Source organism: Phytohabitans aurantiacus (assembly GCF_027923225.1).
GTDB lineage: Bacteria > Actinomycetota > Actinomycetes > Mycobacteriales > Micromonosporaceae > Phytohabitans > Phytohabitans aurantiacus.
Window position 1 is genome coordinate 93,104 of the sequence record NZ_BSDI01000029.1, and the last position, 20,263, is coordinate 113,366.

10 protein-coding genes are annotated in these 20,263 nt (G+C 66.3%); 5 read left to right on the plus strand and 5 right to left on the minus strand.

Translation table 11 applies throughout. The features are described from left to right. The first annotated feature begins 161 nt into the window (after positions 1–161). Together QMG73_RS26105 and QMG73_RS26110 are read left to right on the plus strand one after the other, a co-directional pair. On the plus strand, positions 162–3,641 hold the full coding sequence (locus tag QMG73_RS26105; RefSeq protein ID WP_281899933.1) for a LamG domain-containing protein: 3,480 nt from the start codon (positions 162–164) through the stop codon (positions 3,639–3,641). Positions 3,642–4,603: 962 nt separating this feature from the next. Next, on the plus strand, positions 4,604–10,678 hold the full coding sequence (locus QMG73_RS26110) for an RHS repeat-associated core domain-containing protein (protein WP_281899934.1): 6,075 nt from the start codon (positions 4,604–4,606) through the stop codon (positions 10,676–10,678). A 737-nt stretch (positions 10,679–11,415) separates the two neighbouring features. On the opposite strand, the gene QMG73_RS26115 is transcribed toward QMG73_RS26110, so the two are convergent. Then, complete coding sequence (locus QMG73_RS26115; RefSeq protein ID WP_281899936.1) at positions 11,416–12,201, minus strand: transposase; 786 nt, start codon at positions 12,199–12,201, stop codon at positions 11,416–11,418. A 227-nt stretch (positions 12,202–12,428) separates the two neighbouring features. Here QMG73_RS26115 and QMG73_RS26120 point away from each other — a divergent pair, with 227 nt between their 5' ends. Together QMG73_RS26120 and QMG73_RS26125 are read left to right on the plus strand one after the other, a co-directional pair. Next, entirely contained in the window at positions 12,429–13,583 is a 1,155-nt protein-coding gene (locus tag QMG73_RS26120) for a TerB family tellurite resistance protein (RefSeq protein ID WP_281899937.1), read from the plus strand. 76 nt (positions 13,584–13,659) lie between these two features. Next, a complete protein-coding gene (locus tag QMG73_RS26125; protein ID WP_281899939.1) occupies positions 13,660–14,958 on the plus strand; it encodes a hypothetical protein in 1,299 nt (432 codons plus the stop codon). Between the two features lie 190 nt (positions 14,959–15,148). Here QMG73_RS26125 and QMG73_RS26130 read toward each other — a convergent pair whose 3' ends face one another. Then, positions 15,149–15,286 (minus strand): hypothetical protein, encoded by a 138-nt coding sequence (locus QMG73_RS26130; protein ID WP_281899941.1) that lies wholly within the window; start codon positions 15,284–15,286, stop codon positions 15,149–15,151. A 357-nt stretch (positions 15,287–15,643) separates the two neighbouring features. Between QMG73_RS26130 and QMG73_RS26135 the strand changes: the two genes are divergently transcribed. Continuing rightward, complete coding sequence (locus tag QMG73_RS26135; protein WP_281899943.1) at positions 15,644–17,149, plus strand: FhaA domain-containing protein; 1,506 nt, start codon at positions 15,644–15,646, stop codon at positions 17,147–17,149. On the opposite strand, the gene QMG73_RS26140 is transcribed toward QMG73_RS26135, so the two are convergent. The 3 genes from QMG73_RS26140 to QMG73_RS26150 form a co-directional block, all read right to left on the minus strand. After that, positions 17,146–18,879 carry a hypothetical protein gene (locus tag QMG73_RS26140; RefSeq protein ID WP_281899945.1) on the minus strand — a complete coding sequence of 578 codons (1,734 nt, stop codon included), beginning with the start codon at positions 18,877–18,879 and terminating at the stop codon, positions 17,146–17,148. The two genes, QMG73_RS26135 and QMG73_RS26140, sit on opposite strands and share 4 nt — an antisense overlap. After that, positions 18,879–19,211 (minus strand): hypothetical protein, encoded by a 333-nt coding sequence (locus QMG73_RS26145; RefSeq protein WP_281899947.1) that lies wholly within the window; start codon positions 19,209–19,211, stop codon positions 18,879–18,881. Before QMG73_RS26145 ends, QMG73_RS26140 begins: the two co-directional genes overlap by 1 nt. Positions 19,212–19,391: 180 nt before the next feature. After that, positions 19,392–20,210: an alpha/beta fold hydrolase gene (locus tag QMG73_RS26150; protein ID WP_281899949.1), complete on the minus strand. Its 819-nt coding sequence runs from the start codon at positions 20,208–20,210 to the stop codon at positions 19,392–19,394. Between the last annotated feature and the right edge of the window lie 53 nt (positions 20,211–20,263).

Consider the following 20,263-nt stretch of genomic DNA (forward strand, 5'->3'; position numbering starts at 1 on the left):
CCTGGATCCTGTCTCTCTGTAGTCCACTGCAGGCCGCTGCCCTGATGGGATGCATAAGATCCATAACGCTGAGTAGGAATTTGTCGAAGTGTTGACATAGGAGTGTTGGACTCCTTACTGTCCGTGCGGCCTTGATCGTTGCGGGGGACGAGGTGGCGCGGATGTGGCGGCAGGTGGCTGGAGCGACCGTGGTGGCGGTGCTGATGGCGGCGTTGGGTGGTGCTCCACCTGCGGGCGCCGCGCCTGTTTTCGATGCGCTGCCGGATCCGGTTGAGGTACGGGAGACGCCGGAGACCGAAGCGTTGGCTGCCGCGGTGGCGTCGGGGCGAGCTGTGGAGGTGGCCGGTTCGCGTGCCGAGGCGGCCCGGACAATCGCGACGCCGCAGGGAACGTTGGTGCACGAGTCGTACTCGGTTCCACGTTGGACGAACAGGGTTGGCGGTGTCTGGCGACAGATTGACACCAAGCTGCGGACTGCCGAGGGCGGTGTTGTGGCGCCGGTCGCGACATTGGCGGATGTGCGGTTCTCTGCCGGCGGCTCGGCGCCTCTCGCGACGTGGCTGGTGGGTGGCGGGCAAGTGTCGCTGTCGTGGCCGCAGGTGTTGCCGGTTCCACGGTTGGAGGGTGACACCGCGGTCTATGAGCAAGTGCTGCCGGGTATCGACCTTCGCGCGCGGGCGTTGGTCGATGGCTTGTCGTGGGTGCTGGTGGTGCATAACCGGGAAGCGGCCCAGAATCAGGCGCTGGATTCGTTGCGGTTCAGGCTGTCGGCGTCGGGTGTGTCGGTGCGTGGCCGTGCGGATGGTGGGTTCGAGGTCGTTGACAGTGCTGGCGCGGTGGCGGTGTCCGCGGGTGAGGCACTGATGTGGGACTCCTCCGGGCTACCGGCCGTCGGCGCGTCTGGTCGGTCGGCTGCCGCTGGTACGGCGGATGACGATGATTCGGTATTGCGTTCGGTTCCCGATATGGCGCGCAAGGCGGAGTTGCCGACCACGGTGGAGGGGAGCGACTTGGTGATCGCTCCTGACGCCGCGTTGTTGCGTGGGGCTGATACGGCGTACCCGGTGGTCATCGATCCCTGGACGACGATCAACAAGCTGTGGTGGGGGTACGCGGGGTCGGAGAACGCGACCCGCGATGACGGGGCGGTTCGGGTCGGCAACAGTCCCGATGGCAGCGGTATCTTTCGGTCGTTCTTTGCGTTCAACCTGTCGGGTCTTGCGGGTAAGTCGATTCGGTCGGCGAAGTTCCTGACGACGCTGACGCACTCGTGGTCGTGCGCGGCCACGGAGGTGAATCTGTGGCGGAGTGCGGATCTAGGGTCGTCGGGCAAGCAGTCGTGGGATGGCCCGAACCTGCAGTTGTGGTTGCAGGAGCGGAAAGGGCATGCGCACAAGCCTTCTGGCGGAGAGGGCTGTGATGACGATCCGCAGCTTGACATGCCGATGGAGTTCGCGCCCGCCGCGTTGAAGACTGACATTCAGGCGGCGGCGGGGCAGGGGAACTACACGCTGGCGTTGTCGGCGCGGCAGTCGGACGGGTCGTCGGAGTCGACGACGTCGTGGTGGAAGAAGTTCAGCGCGGGGGCGACGAAGCTGTCGGTGGAGTACAACTCGGATCCAAATACGCCCTCGGCGGCACAGTTGACCACGCACGCCGACCATTCGGCGCCGGCGCAGGCGTGTGTGTCTGGGGCGGGGCGGCCGCTGGTGCGGTCTGTCAAGCCGTGGCTGAAGGCGACGTTGACGGATCCGGATGCTGGTAACGGCGGCCTGTTGTCCGGCGCGTTCGCGCTGCAGAAATGGAACGGGTCCGCGTGGGTGGCAATGTCGGGGTGGCCGAAGACCGACAGCGGTGTCCCGCACGGGTCGAAGGCGGAACTGTATATCAGCTCGGGCGTGTCCGGCGGTGACCGGCTGCGGTGGCAGGTACGTACGAGCGACACCCTTGGCGGCGATTCTGATTGGTCAGCGTGGTGCGAGTTCGACGTTGATGGCACACCGCCGGGTGCCGTACCCGGCGTTTCCACTGCGGACGGCCTGTATCCGGAGGCGCAGCCGGACGACCCGAACAGTCCGGAGCATGGTGGTGTTGGGCTGTCGGGGCGGTTCACACTGGCCGCTAACGGTGAGCCTGACGTGTATGACTACGTCTACAAGCTCAACGACGGGCCGGAGATGACTGTCACGGCCGGGACGCTGGGTGGGTCGGCGACGGTGTGGGTTACGCCGATGCATCGGAAGGAGAACGTGTTGACGGTCCGGTCACGAGACCAGGCCGGCAACTCGTCCGCGCCTTACGACTACGTCTTCCTGGTCGCTGACCCAGCAGGACCGGCCGCGGCGTGGGAGATGAATGAATCGTCCGGTACGACGCTTGCCAGCGCGGTGGTCGGCGGGCCGGAGGCCACGATCAGCGGGGGTACGCGGGCGGGCGGGCGGATTCTGGGCAGCCACGAGAGCGCCGGTGTCGACCGAGCGGTGAGCTTCGACGGCGTCAACGATTACGCGGCCACTACGGCGTCGGTGCTGGACACCTCGACAAGTTTCTCTGTGTCAGCGTGGGCGCGACCGACGAGCTCTGGCACCTGGGGAGCGGTGGTGTCCCAGTCCGGCACGACGAGCAATGGGCCGTTCAAGCTACAGCGCGACGCGAACGGCTACTGGTTCTTCTACCTCTTCTCCAAGGACGGTACGCCAGCGGTGGTCGGCGCCCAGTCGCTGTCACCGGCCCCGCCCGGGGTGTGGCAGCACGTCGCGGGCGTGTATGACCCGGGTGCTCGGCAAATCCGCCTGTATGTCAACGGTGTGCTGCAGGACACCGAGACGGTGGCGTCGTCGTGGGCGTCGACAGGTGTCATGCAAGTAGGACGGGTGCACTGGCAGGGCGTGCAGACGAACCATTTCACCGGCGACATCGACGACGTGCGCGTGTGGCAGCGTGTACTTGACCCGGACATTGATCTGGTGCCACTGCGAGAGCCGGTCCTGGTAGGGCACTGGGAGATGGACGACTACGACGACGAGGAACCCCGTGAGGAATCCGACCTGTCGGGTTATCAGCGTCCGGTCACGTTGAGCGCGGCGCCGGGTGCTGGTTGGTGTGAGGGTTATAGCTTCACCAAGGCGTTGTGTTTGGATGGTGGGGCAACAGCGTTGGCGCAGACCAGCAGCTCGGTGCTTCGCACGGATCAGTCGCACACGGTGGCGGCTTGGGTCAAGCCAACAGCGTTGAGCAACTTCCCGACCGTGCTGTCGCAGTGTGGGATCCTGCGCTGCGCCTTCTACCTGCAGCGACAGGACAATGCGCCGGCGAGTTGGGCACTAGTGCGGCCGTCGGCGGACCAGATCAGCCCGGCACCGACGTACTCCACCGTGAAGTGGACCGGTACACCCACGTTGGATACCTGGGTACATCTTGCAGGCGTCTACGACGCGGACAAGGCGCAGCTTCGCCTCTACGTCAACGGGCAACCCGCAGGCACAGCGAGCGGTGTGCCGCCGGGGTGGGCCGCGCCGGGGCCACTGCGGATCGGCCGTGCCGACACCGGCGATGCCGTAGCCGGTGCGATTGACCGGGTCCAAATCTGGCAAGGCGCGCTAACACCCGAGCAAATCGTCAATGTGGTGGCACAGGCCTAGACGACAACGGTCGTCTTGTATCTTTCCGGTGGCCGTGAATCGGTCGCCGTCCATTCCCTTCTGCGAAAAGGGAGGCACGCGTGGCCAGTAGTAGGCGCAGTGAGGTAGTCGGCCGGTCGGTGAGTGGATGGCGTTGGCGGCGGGTCGCGGCCAGGGTTCGGGCACGGGGTTCCCGGGCGATGGCATTTGTCGTCGTGGCCGTGCTGGTTGGTGGGCTGGTGCCGCAGGTGGCCGCTACTGCGCAAGCGGCGCCTCCGCTGGCTCTGGAGTCGCAGCGGTACAAGTCGGTCGGTGGTACGAGGGCGACGGGTACCAGGTCCGGCCCTGATCCGGCCGAAGCGGCCGCGTCTAAGGTGCGGCCTGCGCCGGCGTGGCCGACGCCGGGCATGGCTGATGTGACCGTGCCCGCTTCTGTCGTCGGCGGGTCAACCAGTGACACAGTAAGGGCTGGATCGCTGCCGGTTCGCGTTGGCCCCGCTGTGGGTGCCGGCCAGGCTCGCGTTGCTGGCGCTGCGCCGAAGGCGGCACGGGTGCAGGTGCTGTCGCAGGCACAGGCTCGAGCCGCCGGAGTCGCTGGGCTGTTGCTGCGGGTGGGCCGTACCGATGAGGCGGCTGCGGCCGGGCCGCTGAATGTGCAGGTGGACTACTCCTCCTTTCGGTATGCGTACGGGGCTGATTGGGCTTCCCGGCTGCGGCTTTTGCGGCTGCCCGAGTGTGGCCTGACAGGCAAGGGCGGTCCGGGCTGCGTCCCCGTCGAGCTCGTTTCCCGCAATGACACGCGGTCGGCGACGGTGTCCGCTGATGTGCTGGCCGTGCCGGTGACCGCGTCGAGTTCGGGCACTTTGGTGGCGTTGGCGGCGGGGCCGTCCGGTGGAGCTGGGGATTATGCGGCGTCCAGTTTGGCTCCGTCTTCGACGTGGGGCCATGGTGGGGGTACGGGTGGGTTCTCGTGGTCGTATCCGATGCGTGTTCCGCCGGGTGTGGGTGGTCCCGCGCCGAGTGTGGGGCTGTCGTATGCGTCGCAGAGTGTGGATGGCCGGCATGCGGCGACGAATAACCAGCCGGGTCAGATCGGGGAGGGTTTCGCGTACGAGCCGGGGTTCATCGAGCGTCGTTACAAGGCGTGCGCCGAGGACATGGGCGGCAACGCCAACAACACCACGAAGACCGGCGACCTGTGCTGGGCGACCGACAACGCAATCCTGTCACTCGGTGGATCGTCGATCGAGTTGCTTCAGGACGGGAGCGGTCGGTGGCATCCGCGCCGCGAAGACGGGTCGAAGATCGAACGGCTGAACCACACTTTCGACAACGGCGACAACGACGGCGAGTACTGGAAGGTCACCACCGCGGACGGCACCCAGTACTGGTTCGGCCGTCACCGGCTGCCGGGCTGGTCGGCTGGTCGGCCGACCACCGACTCGGTGCTGAGCGTTCCGGTGTTCGGCAACAACCCCAACGAGCCGTGCCACGCTTCGACGTTCGCGGCGTCCCGCTGTGGCGGCAAGAACCAGGCCAGGCGGTGGAACCTGGACTATGTCCAGGATGTGCACGGCAACACCATGTCGCTGTGGTGGGCCCGGGAGACCAACCACTACGCCCTGAACATCGACACCACCACACCGGTGGGCTACCACCGTGGCAGTCACCTGACCCGCATCGATTACGGCAGCGACAACCGGGACGACAACGAGTACGCTGCCGCGTCGCCCTATGTGGAGAACACGCCCGGCCGGGTCGAATTCTCATACGGCAACCGATGCCTGTCCACATCCAACTGTGCGACCAAGAACGAGACCACTTGGCCGGACACACCTTGGGATCAGGAGTGTACGGCCAGCACGAACCCGTGCCTGAACGCGGCACCGACGTTCTGGTCCGCCAACCGCCTGTCCGTGGTGACGACGAAGGTGTGGAAAGCGGCCACGTCCTCCTATCAGAACGTCGACTCGTGGACGCTGCGGCATTCCTTCCCGGACCCGGGCGACGGCACCCGCGCGGGGCTGTGGCTGGAGGGAATCACGCACCGCGGCCTCAACGGCAGCACAGTCACGTTGCCGGAGGTCACATTCGGCGGAATCCAGATGAGCAACCGAGTCGATGCCGCCGGCTCGGACTGGGCCCTCGCTATGAACTGGTGGCGTGTCAACAAGATCGTCACCGAGATGGCCGGTGAGATCCATGTCAGCTACAGCGGCCGTGAGTGCGTTGCCGGGTCGAACCTGCCGGCGGCGGTGGACAACAACCGGATGCGCTGTTTCCCGGTCCGGTGGACACCACCGGCCTACACCGATCCGTTGACCGACTACTTCCACAAGTATGTGGTCACCCAGGTACAGCAGATCGACCACACCGGCGGCGCCCATAGGCTGCTGACCCGCTACGAGTACAAGAATCCGAGCAACCTGCCGCTGTGGCACTACGACGACGATGACGGCCTCGTCCCAGAGGATCGCAAGAGCTGGGGGCAGTGGCGCGGCTACCCGTCCGTCGTCACCAAGGTCGGCGAGGGTGCCGAGGAGACCAAGACCGAAACCCTGTACTTCCGCGGCATGCACGGCGACAAACTCGACGGCGGCGGCACCCGCACGGTCACCGTCCAAGGGCTCGAAGGCGCCGCCGTCACCGACCACGAACACTTCGCCGGCATGCCACGCGAGCAGATCACCTGGCTGGGCAGCTCGGTGCTGTCCGCTGCGGTCAGCGACCCATGGCGGTCAGACCCGCCAACGGCTACCCGGTCCGGAACCCCGGCTGTCGAGGCCCGGTACGCCCGGACGCAGACCGTACAGACCCGCACCGCTTTGGACGGTGGGGCGTGGCGGCGTGCCACGACCAAGACCACGTACGACAGCTACGGCATGGCCACAAAGGTCGACGACCTCGGCGACGACGCTACAGCCGTCGACGACCGCTGCACCGCCACCGAGTACGTCCGAAACACCGCCGGCAGCAACTGGCTGCTCACCCCCGTCAAACGCGTCCATGGCTGGGCCGACGACTGCAACACCGCCCCCACCGCGGGCGCCCAGGTCACCGGCGACACCCTGTTCACTCTCGACAACCTCGCCTACGGGGCGACGCCCAGCAAAGGCAGCATCACTACCATCCAGACCGTCAAAGACTGGAACGGCGGCAACCGGCTCTACCAGACGGTAGGCACCAGCAAATACGACGTATACGGCCGCGTCACCGAGACGACCGACATCGCCGGGGAGAAAACCACCACCACCTACACCCCCGCGACCGGGGGGCCGGTGACCCAAGCCGTCACCACCAACCCGCTGGCGTGGACCCAAACCGTCGAACTCGACCCGGCCTGGGGCGTCCCGGTCAAGACCACCGACCCCAACCTGCGGGTCACCGAGATCGCCTACGACGCCATCGGCCGCACCACAGGTGTCTGGCTACCCGGCCGCGCCAAGGCCACGTTCCCGAACGACCCCTCCACCGGCTACGCCTACACCCCCTACGTCCAGGTTGGTTCCACCACCACACCGTGGGCCATCACCACCCGCACGCTCAACGCACTGGGTGGCTACCACACCAGCTACGAACTCATCGACGCCCTCGGCCGGCCCCGCCAGACACAGCAGCCGGCTTACGGCGGCGGTCGGATCATCACCGACTCGTTCTACGACTCCGCCGGCCGGGTCTACAAGAGCAACGCCGCCTACTACAACTCCGGTACCGCCGAAACCGTCCTGTACCTCGGCTACGACGCCGACATGCCCAGCCAAAGCCGCACCCTGTTCGACGCGGCCGGTAGGCCCACCCACTCGATCCTGCTCGCATCCCCAGCCGGCATCCAGATCGAGAAGTGGCGGACCTCAACCACCTACCACGGCGACCACACCACCATCACCCCACCGGCCGGTGGTATCGCCACCACCGTGTGGGCCGACGCCCGCGGCAACACCACCAAACTGTGGCAACATCACGGCCCCACACCCACCGGCGGCTACGACGAAACCCGCTACACCTACCACCCCGCCGGCCAGCTTGCCACGGTCATCGACCCGTCCGGCAACACCTGGTCCTACGAGTACGACATCCAGGGCCGCCAGAAGGTGGTGAGCGACCCGGACGCCGGGACCGCCACCATGACCTACAACAACTACGGCGAGCTGGAGACCATCTCAGACTCCCGACCCAATGTTGTCGACCTGGCCTACACCTACGACCGTCTGGGTCGTCCAACCAGCGTGCGCGAAGGGTCCATCACCGGCCCGATCCGCGCCGAATGGGTATACGACACCCCCGCCAAGGGCCTGCTGAAATCCGCGTCACGCTGGATCAGCGGTAACGAGTACAAGACCGAAACCGTCACCGTCGACGCCCAATACCGGCCCACCCAAACCCGCACCACCATCCCCGGCGTCGAAGGCAATCTCGCCGGCACCTACACCTTCCGCGCCACCTACCGCGCCGACGGCTCACCCAACACCATCACCCTGCCCGCGGCGGGTGGGCTCAGCGCCGAAACCCTCACCTACGGCTACGACTCCGCTCACGCCGTGCCGGAGAGGCTGGCCACCAACTACGCCGGCGCCAGCCACTACGTCGTCGAGGCCGTCTACACCAACCTGTTCGAAGCGAACCTAACCACACGGGCCACCGCCTTGACCGGCGCCCCATCAGTGCAGACCGGCCAGTACTACGACGAGGGCACCGGTCGGATCAAACGACGCCCGATCATCAAGAACAACTACGTCTCCAACGCCAGCTACGAATACGACCCCGCCGGCAACATCACCAAGATCGATGACAACGCCGTCACCCCTGAAACCCAATGCTTCACCTACGACCACCAACGCCGCCTCACGCAGGCATGGACACCGGCCACCGCCGACTGCAACGCCACACCAACCGCCACAGGTCTCGGCGGGCCGGCACCCTACTGGCACAGCTGGGACTTCGGCACAGCGACGGACCCGGACGGGCGTATCGGCAGCCAACTGTCCTACACCGAACACGCCACCCCAACCGGGGACGTCACCACCACATACACCTACGACGGCAACGGCGCCAACCAGCCCCACACCCTGACCAGCTACAGCCGCCAAGACAACAACGGCACCACCACCGGCACCTACACCTACGACACCGCCGGCAACACCCTGACCCGGCCAGGACCCAACGGGCAGCAAACCCTCACCTGGGACCCCGAAGGCCACCTCACCACCCTGAACGACACCGCAGGCACCAACGCCTACGTCTACGACGCCGACGGCAACCGGCTCATCTCCAAAGACCCCACCGGCGCCACCCTCCACCTGCCCGGCATGGAACTACGCCTGGCCAACTCCGCCGGCCAGGTCACCGCCACCCGCTACTACACCTTCAACGGCGAAACCATCGCCCAACGCACCCCCACCGCACTCACCTGGCTCGCCGCCGACCACCAAGGCACCAACCAGGTCGCCATCACCGCCGACACCAACCAAACCGTCACCTGGCGCCGCCAAACCCCCTACGGCAAACCACGCGGCACCGCCACCACCTGGCCCAACAAACTCGGCTTCGTCGGCGGCTACCAAGACCCCACCGGCCTCACCCACCTCGGCGCCCGCGAATACGACCCCACCACCGGCCGGTTCATCTCCGTCGACCCCATCCTCAACCCCGGCAACCCCCAACACCTCCACCCCTACACCTACGCCGGAAACAACCCCACCACCGGCAGCGACCCCTCCGGCCTCATCCAACCCGAATACAACGACCCCGAAATGAATCCCTGCGCATATGAGGCGTGGGGCTACGGGTGTAAGAACAGCCTTGAGAAAAAGCGGCCGAAGGAAGCGCCCGCAGTCAACAGCAAGAACGTCCATGAAGGACTCGACTACTGCGGGCTGATCCCCGTCGTCGGCGTCGTCTGCGACGCGGCCAACGGCATCTACTACCTCTCCGAAAAGGACTACACCGGCGCCGCCGTCTCCGCCGTCTCCTTCATCCCCGGCGTCGACCTGGCCTGCAAGTTCAAAAACTTCTGTCGGGGTCTTGCCGAAGCGGGCGTGAGCAGGGTCAAATCTCTTGTCGGTAAAAGCGTCAAATCCGACAACGCCGGGTCGGTAGCCGCCTCAACCGACGACATCGCCGAAATCGCCCGCGAAAAAGCCGAAAGACGCGCCACCGGCAACACCACCAAACAGACTGCGCCAAAGCCCACCACACCACCGGCGCCCACCAAGAAGGGCGGCGGCGGCCCAGGACCCAACCCTGGCAAGTCAGCCTGCAAACACAGCTTCGACCCAGACACGCCGGTCCTCATGGCCGACGGCACCAACAAACCCATCAAGGACGTAGCCGAAGGCGACAAAGTCCGCGCCCACAACCCCGAAACCAGAACCACAACCAACGAACGAGTCACAGACCTCCACATCAACGCAGACACCGAACTCACCGACCTGACCATCCGCACCGAGACAGGGCAACTCACCACCCTCGAGACCACCCAGCACCACCCCTTCTGGAGCGAAACCCGGCAAGCCTGGATCGACGCCGCCGAACTTCGTCCGCATGAGGTTCTACGCACAGCCCACGGTCAAGCCTCAGTCGACGCGGTCCACAACTACCGCGGCGCCCAGACCATGCGCGACCTGACTGTCAAGACCGTCCACACGTACTATGTGGTCGTCGGCGAGACTCCAGTACTCGTCCACAATTGCTCCCCTGAGCTTAAGGCGTATGCAGATTCGCTGGATCAGAGGTCGCTGACAATCGATGTCGTGTCGAGGCTGACCACGATGGACAACCCAACTGGTTATTTCTCACATAACATGAACCGTGGTATCGAGGACGTGGACTACGATGCATATACGGCAATTCAGAACGCAGGAGGTCACCATCTTGGATGTGCTGAAATCGGTTGCATCAGTGACGCCTTTGAGGCAGGTGACCCGATGACGAATGCGGTGATTGAGTCAGTTCATTTCGCGCCGGGGACGCCTTACCACCTGACCCCGGTAGCTCCTTGCCCTGCTGCGTGTGAATCATTGCTGCCACGCCTGGGGATTAGAACTAGCCTAGGGTCTTAGTATTAAATGTGGAGCGGAGGTTCGATGCGTGATGACCGAGTCAACAGATGAGCCTGTATGGGTTGAATGTGGCGTTACCGAGGCGGATCTTGCCCGCTTGCGGGCGACCTACCCGGGCGCCGGGAGGCTAGTTGAACGAATTTGCCACAACGACCGCTCGATGGCAACCGATGCGCTGTTCCACCTAAAAAATGAGATATGTCATCAGGGAATGGCGATAAGTGCCGCCACTCCAATTGTGCTGCCATTCCTTATTGCACTTCTCTCGTGCCGTGCTTTGTCGGTAAGGGTTGAGCTATTTCAACTTGTCCGACAAGTAGCGCAGGCATCTACGGCGTGGCGCCGAGCGGCCGATGACGCGGGAAGCATATATGCGGATAACTATCAAGAAAAGGTGGACTGGGAAGTTGCCGTTGACCGGATATTCGGTGAATCACGGTCGAAGTTCGAAGCGCTACGCCGCGATTCTGACGCCGCGATTGGTCAATTCGCAGACGAGTTAGTCGCAAGAATCCGATAGGGTGTGGCGCCCGCCGCCTCGGCCGCGGGTCAAGGCGTGGGTCCTTGTGCCGGCCGCCGACCTCGGCCCGCTGCCGGCCCGGGTGTGGTTGCAGGTTCAACGGTCCGAACTCGTCCATGCTGAACACCACGGTCGGCTCACCCTCCTCCGGGATGATCTCACCGTCGGTGATTGCGTACAGATGCTCGATGCGGGCCTTCTTCACCTGGGGCGTTATTCAGAACGTGGTTATCCCCAGGTTCGGTAGATCTCCAGTCCGGTGACGGTGCGTAGGACTTCGGGGAAGTCGGTGAGGCGTCCGCGCCAGCCGGTGTCGAGGATCTTCCAGTTGACCAGGTGCGCGATCGCTCGCTCGACCGCCGCGCGGGTGCTGTTGATCGCTCGATTGCAGGCACGTCGTACCTGGCCGAGTTCGCCGCCGCGGGGTTTTGCGGGTGCCGGTGATCGCCGCGGTGCCCAGGTAGCCCAGGTCGGCGAGCATGCCGGGTCCGCCCGGTCGTAGGTGGTTGGCCCAGCGGTCGGCGATGCCGGACTCAGTGAGGGCTTTGCTGTCGTGGCGGGCGCCGGGTACTGGTAGGCCGGTGTCGACCAGGCGACCGGCCAGGTCCGACACAGCTTGCACGTTCATGCCGCAGGTGTGGCGTTTGCCGGAGAACAGGTCCGGTGTACCGGTGCGGTTGCCGGTCGGGGCCAGGAACCCGTCGACCAGCACCGCCGATCGTTTGGCCTGGAGTCGTATCTGGCCGGCGAAGTCCGCGGTGACCTGCCGTAGCAGCGGCCGCAGCCGGCGCACCACGCGTGACACTGTGGACTGGGAGCAGCCGAACAGTTCAGCGGCCACCGCCTGCGCCTCGTTACGACGCATCAGGAACAGGGTCAGCACCACCGCCCGGTACAGGCCGAGCGCCCGCCGCCGTCCGCGTACTGGCTGCCACACCCCGTCCAGCAGGTCGAACACGCCGCTGACGAGGTCGGTGACTTGATCGCCGCGTAGTCCGGTCATAGCCTGACAGCGCGGCGGCTGCCCCTCGTTGATCTCTTTGGTCCACACAACCAGGTGATCTACACCGGGGCGGCCCGCCGTCACCTGTAGTGACACCCGTGGCCCTGACCACAGTGGACGATCAGACGTTCTGAATAGCGCTCCTTGACTACCGCGCAAACAACCGAACAGTCCCTTACCCGATGTCGAGACCTAGCGAAACATGGATCCGACCGCGTGGTGAAGGGATGGCGATGGAGCCTCGTGAGGTTGGGCTTGGCCGGCTGAAGGATCTTGCCAGCGCCGCACGGCAGCGTGTCACTGACGCTGCTGGCGACGCCCAGGAGAGAGCGAAGCAGTCCGCCGTACAGGTGAAGGCGAAGGTCGCGGATGTCAAAGGCAACCTGTCGGCGCGGTCGTCCCGTAACCGCGATGATTCCGCGAACCTGTCCGCGCTCCCCAATGACGCGAAGTTGCTCTATTGCCGGGTGTTGGTGAGCTTGGCCCTGGTCGATGCTGTCCTCGATCCTCGCGAGATCGCGAATCTGTACTTGTTCGCATCGACCATCGGGCTCGACGGCGAAGCGCGATCGCAGTTGCGTGGTGAGATCACGGGGGCGCAACGCGATGCCGCGAGCGATGAGCAGTTCCGGGTGGCCGTCGTGGATCTGGCCAGCGAGTTGCTCGACATCCTCGACGAAGGTCAGCGCGAGCCGGTGTTCATGTTGCTGCTGCGCGATCTCGTGCGTATCTCGCGTGCTGACAGGCATGTCGCGGACAGCGAGCGTGAGCGGATCCTGTTGATCGCGAGGCTGGTGTTCCCCGATTCGGCTGACACGGTGGTTCAGGCGACCGAACGGCTGGTGAGTACCGAAGAGGACTTCGCTCGCGGCAAGATCACGACCAGCCAGCTGGAGACCGCCACAAAGGACATCGCGGCCAAGGCGGCTGCGTTCGGAGCCCCAGTTGCCGCGGTCAGTCTTGCTGGCAGCGTCTCCGGTCTCGGCGGGGCGGGAATCACCTCGGGTCTGGCGGCTTTGGGGTTTGGCGGGCTACTTGGCCTGAGCGCGATGGTTACCGGGATTGGCACGGTGGTGCTCCTCGGCGTCGCGGTCCATCAGGGCGCGCGTTATGTGCTGGCCACGAACGACCGTGAACGCCAGAAGCGACGCGAGTATCTGATTCAGCAAGTCATCAAGAATCATCAATCTGCTATGGCCGAGCTCACTGACGACATCGCCGGGCTCGCCCACCGGATGCAGGCCCACCTCACCCAGACCACCAGGAACGAGGAGCGGCTGGCCACTCTCAGGGCTGAGATGGCCGCCTTCCAACTGGCCTTGGCCGATTTGCAGACCAGCCAGGTGGCCTTCGAAAGCCGGGAGCCGTCGCGTGTCCACTGATCGGCTCTCGGCTGCCGCGGCGGTCGTTGCCTACCAGACGGTCACGCTGGCCGAAATGCGAGGGCTATTCGACCAGGTGGACTTCGACCTCAAGGATGTCCTCGAGCGCGAACCACGCGTCAGCGACACCTTGGACGAGGTCGAGTCCGAGTTTGACGCGGTGCGCGCCCGCCTGCGGGCGATGGGCGCCTCATTGTCGGCTCACAGACCCTGGCCGGACGCGGTGACCGCCGTGAGCGGCGAACCGCCGAGCCACCTCCGTTACGCCGTGCCTGCCGTCCCGACTGAGGACGACTTCGACCACCTCGTCACCCTTGCCGAAGCACGCTTGGACCTGTTGGGGCTCGATCTGACCCGGGACCCTCTCCCGCAGGTCCTGCCCACCAGCCAGATAGCGGACAGCCTGCGCGGCTACGCCGGCGAACATGGAGACATCAGCTGGGACCGGACCGACTGGATGGTCGTCGTCAGCGCCGGAGTCCTCGCGACCCTCCTGGACGTCATCCTCGTCCGCATCCCCCAGGATTCCACCTTCCTCGGCAAGAAGTACACGGGATCGCCCCTCACCAGGTGGCTCCAGGACCGCGACCGCGCACGAGCTATCCACAACCAGTTTTTCAAGGGATTCGAGAAGCTGGCCAAGGTGCCCTACGACGCCGCTACTACGAAGGCAACCGGTGGCCTGGTCAGCGGCATGCGGCCGGCTACCCATCGGCTCCAGAGCCTCGGCCACGATCCGGCGTTGGGCTTCCTCTTCGGGGTGGCGGATCTTATGCGTGGCACTGGTACCTACATCGACAAAGCAGGGCGACTGGTCCAGGTCGCCGCCAACGCCGCTCCGGTCGACCTGATCACCTCGCTCATCACCCACATGCGCCATCTGCTGTCCGACGTCTACACCCCGGCCGGACTGCAACCCCCGTTCTTCAGCCTGCTTCAGCTCGGCCGGGTCGATTCACCGTTCGCATTGGGTCCCTCCGGCGTCGAGGTGCCCTGGACCGACGTCGCCCGCTACATGTACACGAACGGCTATGACCTTCGCCATTTCTTCACGATGGGCATCACTCCTGGCGTCGTGACCGCGATCATCCGCGGGTACTGGCTTCTCAACAGCTATGCCACCGGCGGTTCTGCGGCGCAACGGAAGGTGGAGCACGCCAAACTCACCTCCATGCTGCTGCTCGGACACGCCATCGCCGCCTCAGGCACTCTTCTCAAGACCGGGTTGCTGTTCGGTGTGAATCCAGTCGCCCTCAACTACAACCAGATTCTCGCCATGGCACCCGCCACCATCGCCTGGCTCAAAGAGGCCATCGCCCGCGATCACCGGATCAACCACGCCCTGGAGAAGGAGTGGGAATCACTTCGCACCTGAGCTCACGGAGTGAAGTACTGCTCGGCAAGGTCGCGGATCACCAGGGAGCCCATACTCTGGGGACGGCTCCGACGTAAACGGCGGTATCGCCGATGGTGCCAGTTCGGACGCTGTCGACGCCCGCTCATCGGCGTCCGGCCCAAAAGGGCAGCGCCGTGCCGCGGGTGCGGCACGGCGCTGGTGTGTGACGTTATCGGCGGCCGGTGAGGCGCCGCAGCAGGATCATGGCTCGTTTGCGGCGTCCGGCGTCCTTGGACCAGAGGTACGTAGCGGCGAGCGTGAGGACCGCCGCGGTGTATAGCAGCGCCGCCCAGTGGGACAGAGGCATGATGGATGAGGTCCTTCCTGTGAGGGCCGAGGCGGCGCCTGCGTTGAGACCTGGCAGTTGAGGCGCAGGCGCCGTCGCTGTGCGCCCAGCGTGCGGCATTCACAGAATCCGCAAAAGCGGCTAAAACAAGACCGCACTCGTCGATACGCGATCGTCTGCGGCGATATAGGGAAGACGCCACGAGACACGGTGGGAGGGGCCGGGCGAGACGGCCGCGAGACACATTCGGCAGCGTTGCCGGCACGCGATACAGCCACGGGATACAGCACGAGACATGGCGGTCGCATCGTAGAATCCGGCTTTGCGTAACGCGTCGGAGCAGCAGGCTGACAGCACTTCTGGGGAGTAACACCGACGATGACCGGCGTCGACGAGCACCCGTTGGAGAAGCTGTGGTGCGCCCTGTACGACCTGCACGTTCGGCATGGCCAGCCGTCAGCGCGCAAGATCGCTACGGACGCCGCCGCAGTGCCTGGCTTTCGCGACGCGCGGGGCTTCAACGTGGTCAACACGGTGCTGAGGATCGCCAAAGACGTGCACCATCTGCTGCGGCATCGGGTGCCGATTCCGCAGCAGCGGCGGGACCGTGCCAGCCGGCCACCGACCCGCGATGCCGTGCTCACGGTGGTCGCCGGGATCGACGCGAAGCAGCGCGCGCACTTTGATCACCTGTGGCAGGAGACGGTGCGGTGGCACGGAGCCCAAGAGGAGCAGGCCCCTACCGGCGGGGCGAGCGACGACGAGCTCCGACCCCGGATGCCTGACCTGTCGCAGGCGTTCCAGCGCACGCTTCGCGGGGCGGCCGCCCAAAACGGTGCCGGCGGCCGGGTCCCTGGGCGGTACTTGCTGGTCCTCTCACCGTCCGACTATCAGGCGCGCCAGGCTCACGAAGCCAGGTTCCGCGTGGAACTGGCCGCGATGATCGAGTCGCACGCCGCGCGGTTGGGCCTGACACTGACGGCACCGGCGGCAGTCGAGGTAAGCGAAGACGGCGAGGTGGCACCCGGTCTGTTCGGGATCTCGGCGGCCTTGACCCCATCGGACGCGCCATCCGCGGAGGCGCCTCTGGTGCCGGGCTATCACGACTTCCAGGTCGTAGGCGTGGGCGGTTCCTCGGTGGTGTACCGGGCGACCCATACCCGTCTGGGCCGCGTCGACGCGATCAAGGTGTTTCGCGACGCGACGACGGCCCACAGCGCGCGCCTGCGTGAGCTGCGCTCATTCATCGACCTTGCCGGTCATCCTTACATCGTGGCCCTGTTCGACACGGGGCATACCCGCGACGGTGACCCTTACCTGGCTATGCAGTACTGCCCGCAAGGCACGTACGAGGATCTGCTCCACCAGGTCGGTGCTCTGGCCGTCGAGGAGGTCATCGAGGTCGGCGAGCGGATCGCGCACGCCCTGCATGTCGCTCACGTCGCTGGAGTGATCCACTGTGACGTGAAGCCGTCCAACATCCTTCGGACGTCGTACGGGCCGCGCCTTTCCGACTTCGGCATCGCGCTCGACGTGGGCGAGGCTGGGAACGCGGGAGGCGCGGCCGGGATGACGCCCAGTTATGCCTCGCCCGAAGCGCTGACCGGCGGCGGCCTTTCGCCGGCGACGGATATCTACGGCCTGGCCTCGACACTGTGGACGATGCTGGCCGGCCATCCACCGTTCCACGCTCCGTCCGAGCCCGCCGGTGACCTCGAACAGCTTCGGCGGCGGGTACTGAGCACGCCCGCGCCGGGGCTGCCGCGCTCGGACGTGCCGCCGTCGCTGGCCGCGGTGCTGGCCACCGCGATGGCCACAGACCCCGCCAAGCGCTACCGCAACGCGCTCGAGTTCGGCGCTGCCCTCACCACCGCCAGATCCTAAAGCAGCTGGTCGAGCACGGCGGCGACGTCGGGTCGGTCAGCGGGCAGAAGCTCGTGCGGCGCCTTCGGCTCCGTGCCGGCAAGCCGTGCGTCGTGCCACCGCAGGACCACCTGGGCCGCGGTCAGCACCACGTCGGCGTGCCGGCCGGCATCGACCGTCGACAGTGGTCCGGTGATCAGCACGTTGAGATAGAACCGCCACAACCACAGGACACGGTCGCTGTCACGTCGCTGTTGCGGATCGGCCAGCAACAACGTCCTGGCCCGGTCGAAGACCCATGGGTCGTCAGCGAGCCGGACTGTCTCGGCCCAGACCGGTGCCGGCAGTCCAGGTCGCGCGTCCTGCCTGAGCGCACGCAGGGCCGGATCGAGATCCGCCGCCGTCGGTGGTGGCACGTCGACACCGAACCGGTCGATCCGGCGTACCCGGGCGCGCCCGTAGCCGGCCGGTCGCCCGGCAACCTGATCCAGATGACTGGCGAGCACCGGCGGGTCCAGCGCGAGCAGGACACCTAGCGACGGCGCGGCCTCGCGCAGTTCCAGGAGCACGTCGATGATCCGGTCGGCGACGTACGGGGCGGTCCAGCGCGGGTCAGGAACGAGTAACACGACGGTCGTGCCGGACCCGTCGAGCCTGGTCAGCTCATCGATGACAGCGTCTCGGCCGCCGAGCCGAGCGCCCCGATCCCGCTGACCGCGCATACGCGCGAACGTGAACGGCCGCGCCGGTCTGCGCGGCCGTGCCTCGACGAGGCCGTCGCGGATCGACGCCCATACGTCGGCCTGCTCGTCCACATGAGAAAGGTTCAGCCACACCGGCACCGCACGCTGGGCGCCGGACGTGGACCCGAGGTGCCGCCGGACGGCGGCGAGCGCCTTGTCGGTCTCGAGTTCATCGCCGCGTACGGTGATCACCGCGGGATGCCGAAGGGCGGCGTGCGCCAGAACCGTGGCGAACTGGTCCTGGTCGACCAGCGTGGTGTGGACCGGCGCCGCTTCGGCAGCCATGGGTGGCGACGCCTGGGCGGCTGGCGGCGTGATCCAGTTGGGTACGAGGACGGTGGTCTCCACGACCACCGTCCTGTCACCCTCCACCGCGGGCGTGGGCTTGACCGGCGGTGACTGTTTGGGCGCCGCCAACCAGGCCATGGGCGCCAATACCGGCAATCCATCGACGGGCTTCGCATCGCGCACCAGGTAGTCACCGGGCTCACCCGCCGGCCGGCCGCTGGTCACACGTCGTGGCCGTACCGGCACCGGCACCACCGGTGGAAGGACGGCGCTGCTCGCGCGCGGGCGTGGCTCGGCGTCCGGGCTGGGCAGCGGGTCGGGGGAGAACAGCCTGGTGACGTTCTCCAGATACGCGTTCTGCACCTGTGCGACCAGCGCTTTCCTGCCAGCGGCGTCGAGCGGATCCAACTGGGTCAGCTTGCGCTGCGCCTCGGCCAGGATCTGGGCGACATCGCTCCACACACGGGCATTGTGGTGCGCGATGTCCGCCATCGCGGTGGCGCGGTGGCGCGCCTGCCGCAGCTCATCGCCGTAGACCGCGGCGGCCTTGAGCCGCAGATGCGTCTCGGTGATTTCCAGGGCTGAACCCACGTCATCCGCGATCGCGTCACATCGGCGGGCCAGGCTCTGCCAGCGAGCGGCGTGCTCGTGCGCTGCGGCAGGGCTGTCCGCCATGATCATCTGCCGGGCGTCAGGCAGGCCCGGCTCGAAGGCGCTCATTACGGCGCACCCGCGTTACGGATGTCGTGGGCGTTCTCCTCGTCGGCCTCGACCAGATGGTCGAGGTGCCCCAGCACCGATGAGCCGATGCCGGCCAGGTCGGATCGGAGCCTGTCCAGGGCGCCGTCGATGTCTGCGGCTACCTGGCGATCACGTCGGACGAGGTCATGCGCGGCCGGGATCGTGCCCGGGCGGGCGAATGCGGGTGCCGCGTCGACGGCGTCGAGATTCTGGAAAAGGTGGTCCAGCGTGGACAGGACATCAGCCAGGCCGGGCGCGGCTTCGGCAGGAATGAACAGCTGGTAGTCGCCGAACTCGCTCTGCGCGCCCATGGCTTCCCTCCCAGTACCCGTAAGACCGGCGGGACTGCCTGCATTCCTCGACCAGGAGGAAGTCGACTTCGCGCGGAGCCGCCGCCCTCATTGTGGCGGACGAGGACCAGACACGCCCGTCTGCCCCGCCGGCCGCCGCGGGCAGCTGGTCGTTGTGTGAGAGGCGCACCGACCTCGACGTCAGGGCTGTTCGAGGACGGAGTCGGTGAAGTCTTCGACCGCCCATGCCACCTCGGTGGGTGCGGTCAGATGTGCGGCGTGTCCATGGCGGCGAAGCACCACGACCGACCGCACACCGGGTAGCACCTTCGCCAGCGCCTCCCAGCGCTGGCGGAGGTTGGCGGGGCTGCGGTCGCCGCCGAGCAGGCACGTGGGCACCTCTACGGCGGCGTAGCGGGCAAGTCCCACGCCGAGTGCCTCGATCGCTTCGTCGTCGCTGATCTGTGCCGGTGCGAACGCCCGCAGCCGGCGCCACACCGACGGAGCCAACCGGACGGACGTGACCAGCCACCGGGGCGCCTTGACGATCTCCCGCAGATGGATGGCCATGGCTCGGCCCGGCTTGCCCGCCTCGAGCGCGGCTCGCGCGCGCAGCAACGCCTGCCCGCCCAGCGGAGCATCGACCGCCACCGGTGGCTCGTACAACACCAGGCCAGCGAACGTCGCTGGCGCGGCCAGCGCGGCTTCGAGGGCCACCACCGCACCGGACGAGTGACCCACCAGAACCAGAGGCCCGTCCAGGGTCGCGGCGATCGCCAGTACGTCGTCGACCTCGGTCGCCATGGTGTGTCCCGCCGCCGGTCGACTGCCGGTAGAGTACAGCCGGCGGTGGATGCGCACGACCCGGAACCGGTATGACAGCTTGTCCGCCACGCCCGCCCAGGATGTGGCATCGCTCGATCCTGGATGGACGATCAGGATCGTAGGTCCCTCACCCTGATCGGTCGCCGCGACCCGCGTGCCGTCGGCAGTGGTCGCGTGGATTTCGCGGGTAGTCACCGAACGCCGCCGCGTTCAGGTGCCATCCTCGCAGCCTAGCCGCAGGGGCGTAC

Coding starts and splice junctions, on each gene's coding strand:
- QMG73_RS26105 (WP_281899933.1), top strand. CDS start 162: ATGTGGCGGCAGGTGGCTGGAGCGACCGTGGTGGCGGTGCTGATGGCG.
- QMG73_RS26110 (WP_281899934.1), top strand. CDS start 4,604: ATGCGTGTTCCGCCGGGTGTGGGTGGTCCCGCGCCGAGTGTGGGGCTG.
- QMG73_RS26115 (WP_281899936.1), bottom strand. CDS start 12,201: ATGACCGGACTACGCGGCGATCAAGTCACCGACCTCGTCAGCGGCGTG.
- QMG73_RS26120 (WP_281899937.1), top strand. CDS start 12,429: ATGGCGATGGAGCCTCGTGAGGTTGGGCTTGGCCGGCTGAAGGATCTT.
- QMG73_RS26130 (WP_281899941.1), bottom strand. CDS start 15,286: ATGCCTCTGTCCCACTGGGCGGCGCTGCTATACACCGCGGCGGTCCTC.
- QMG73_RS26135 (WP_281899943.1), top strand. CDS start 15,644: ATGACCGGCGTCGACGAGCACCCGTTGGAGAAGCTGTGGTGCGCCCTG.
- QMG73_RS26140 (WP_281899945.1), bottom strand. CDS start 18,879: ATGAGCGCCTTCGAGCCGGGCCTGCCTGACGCCCGGCAGATGATCATG.
- QMG73_RS26145 (WP_281899947.1), bottom strand. CDS start 19,211: ATGGGCGCGCAGAGCGAGTTCGGCGACTACCAGCTGTTCATTCCTGCC.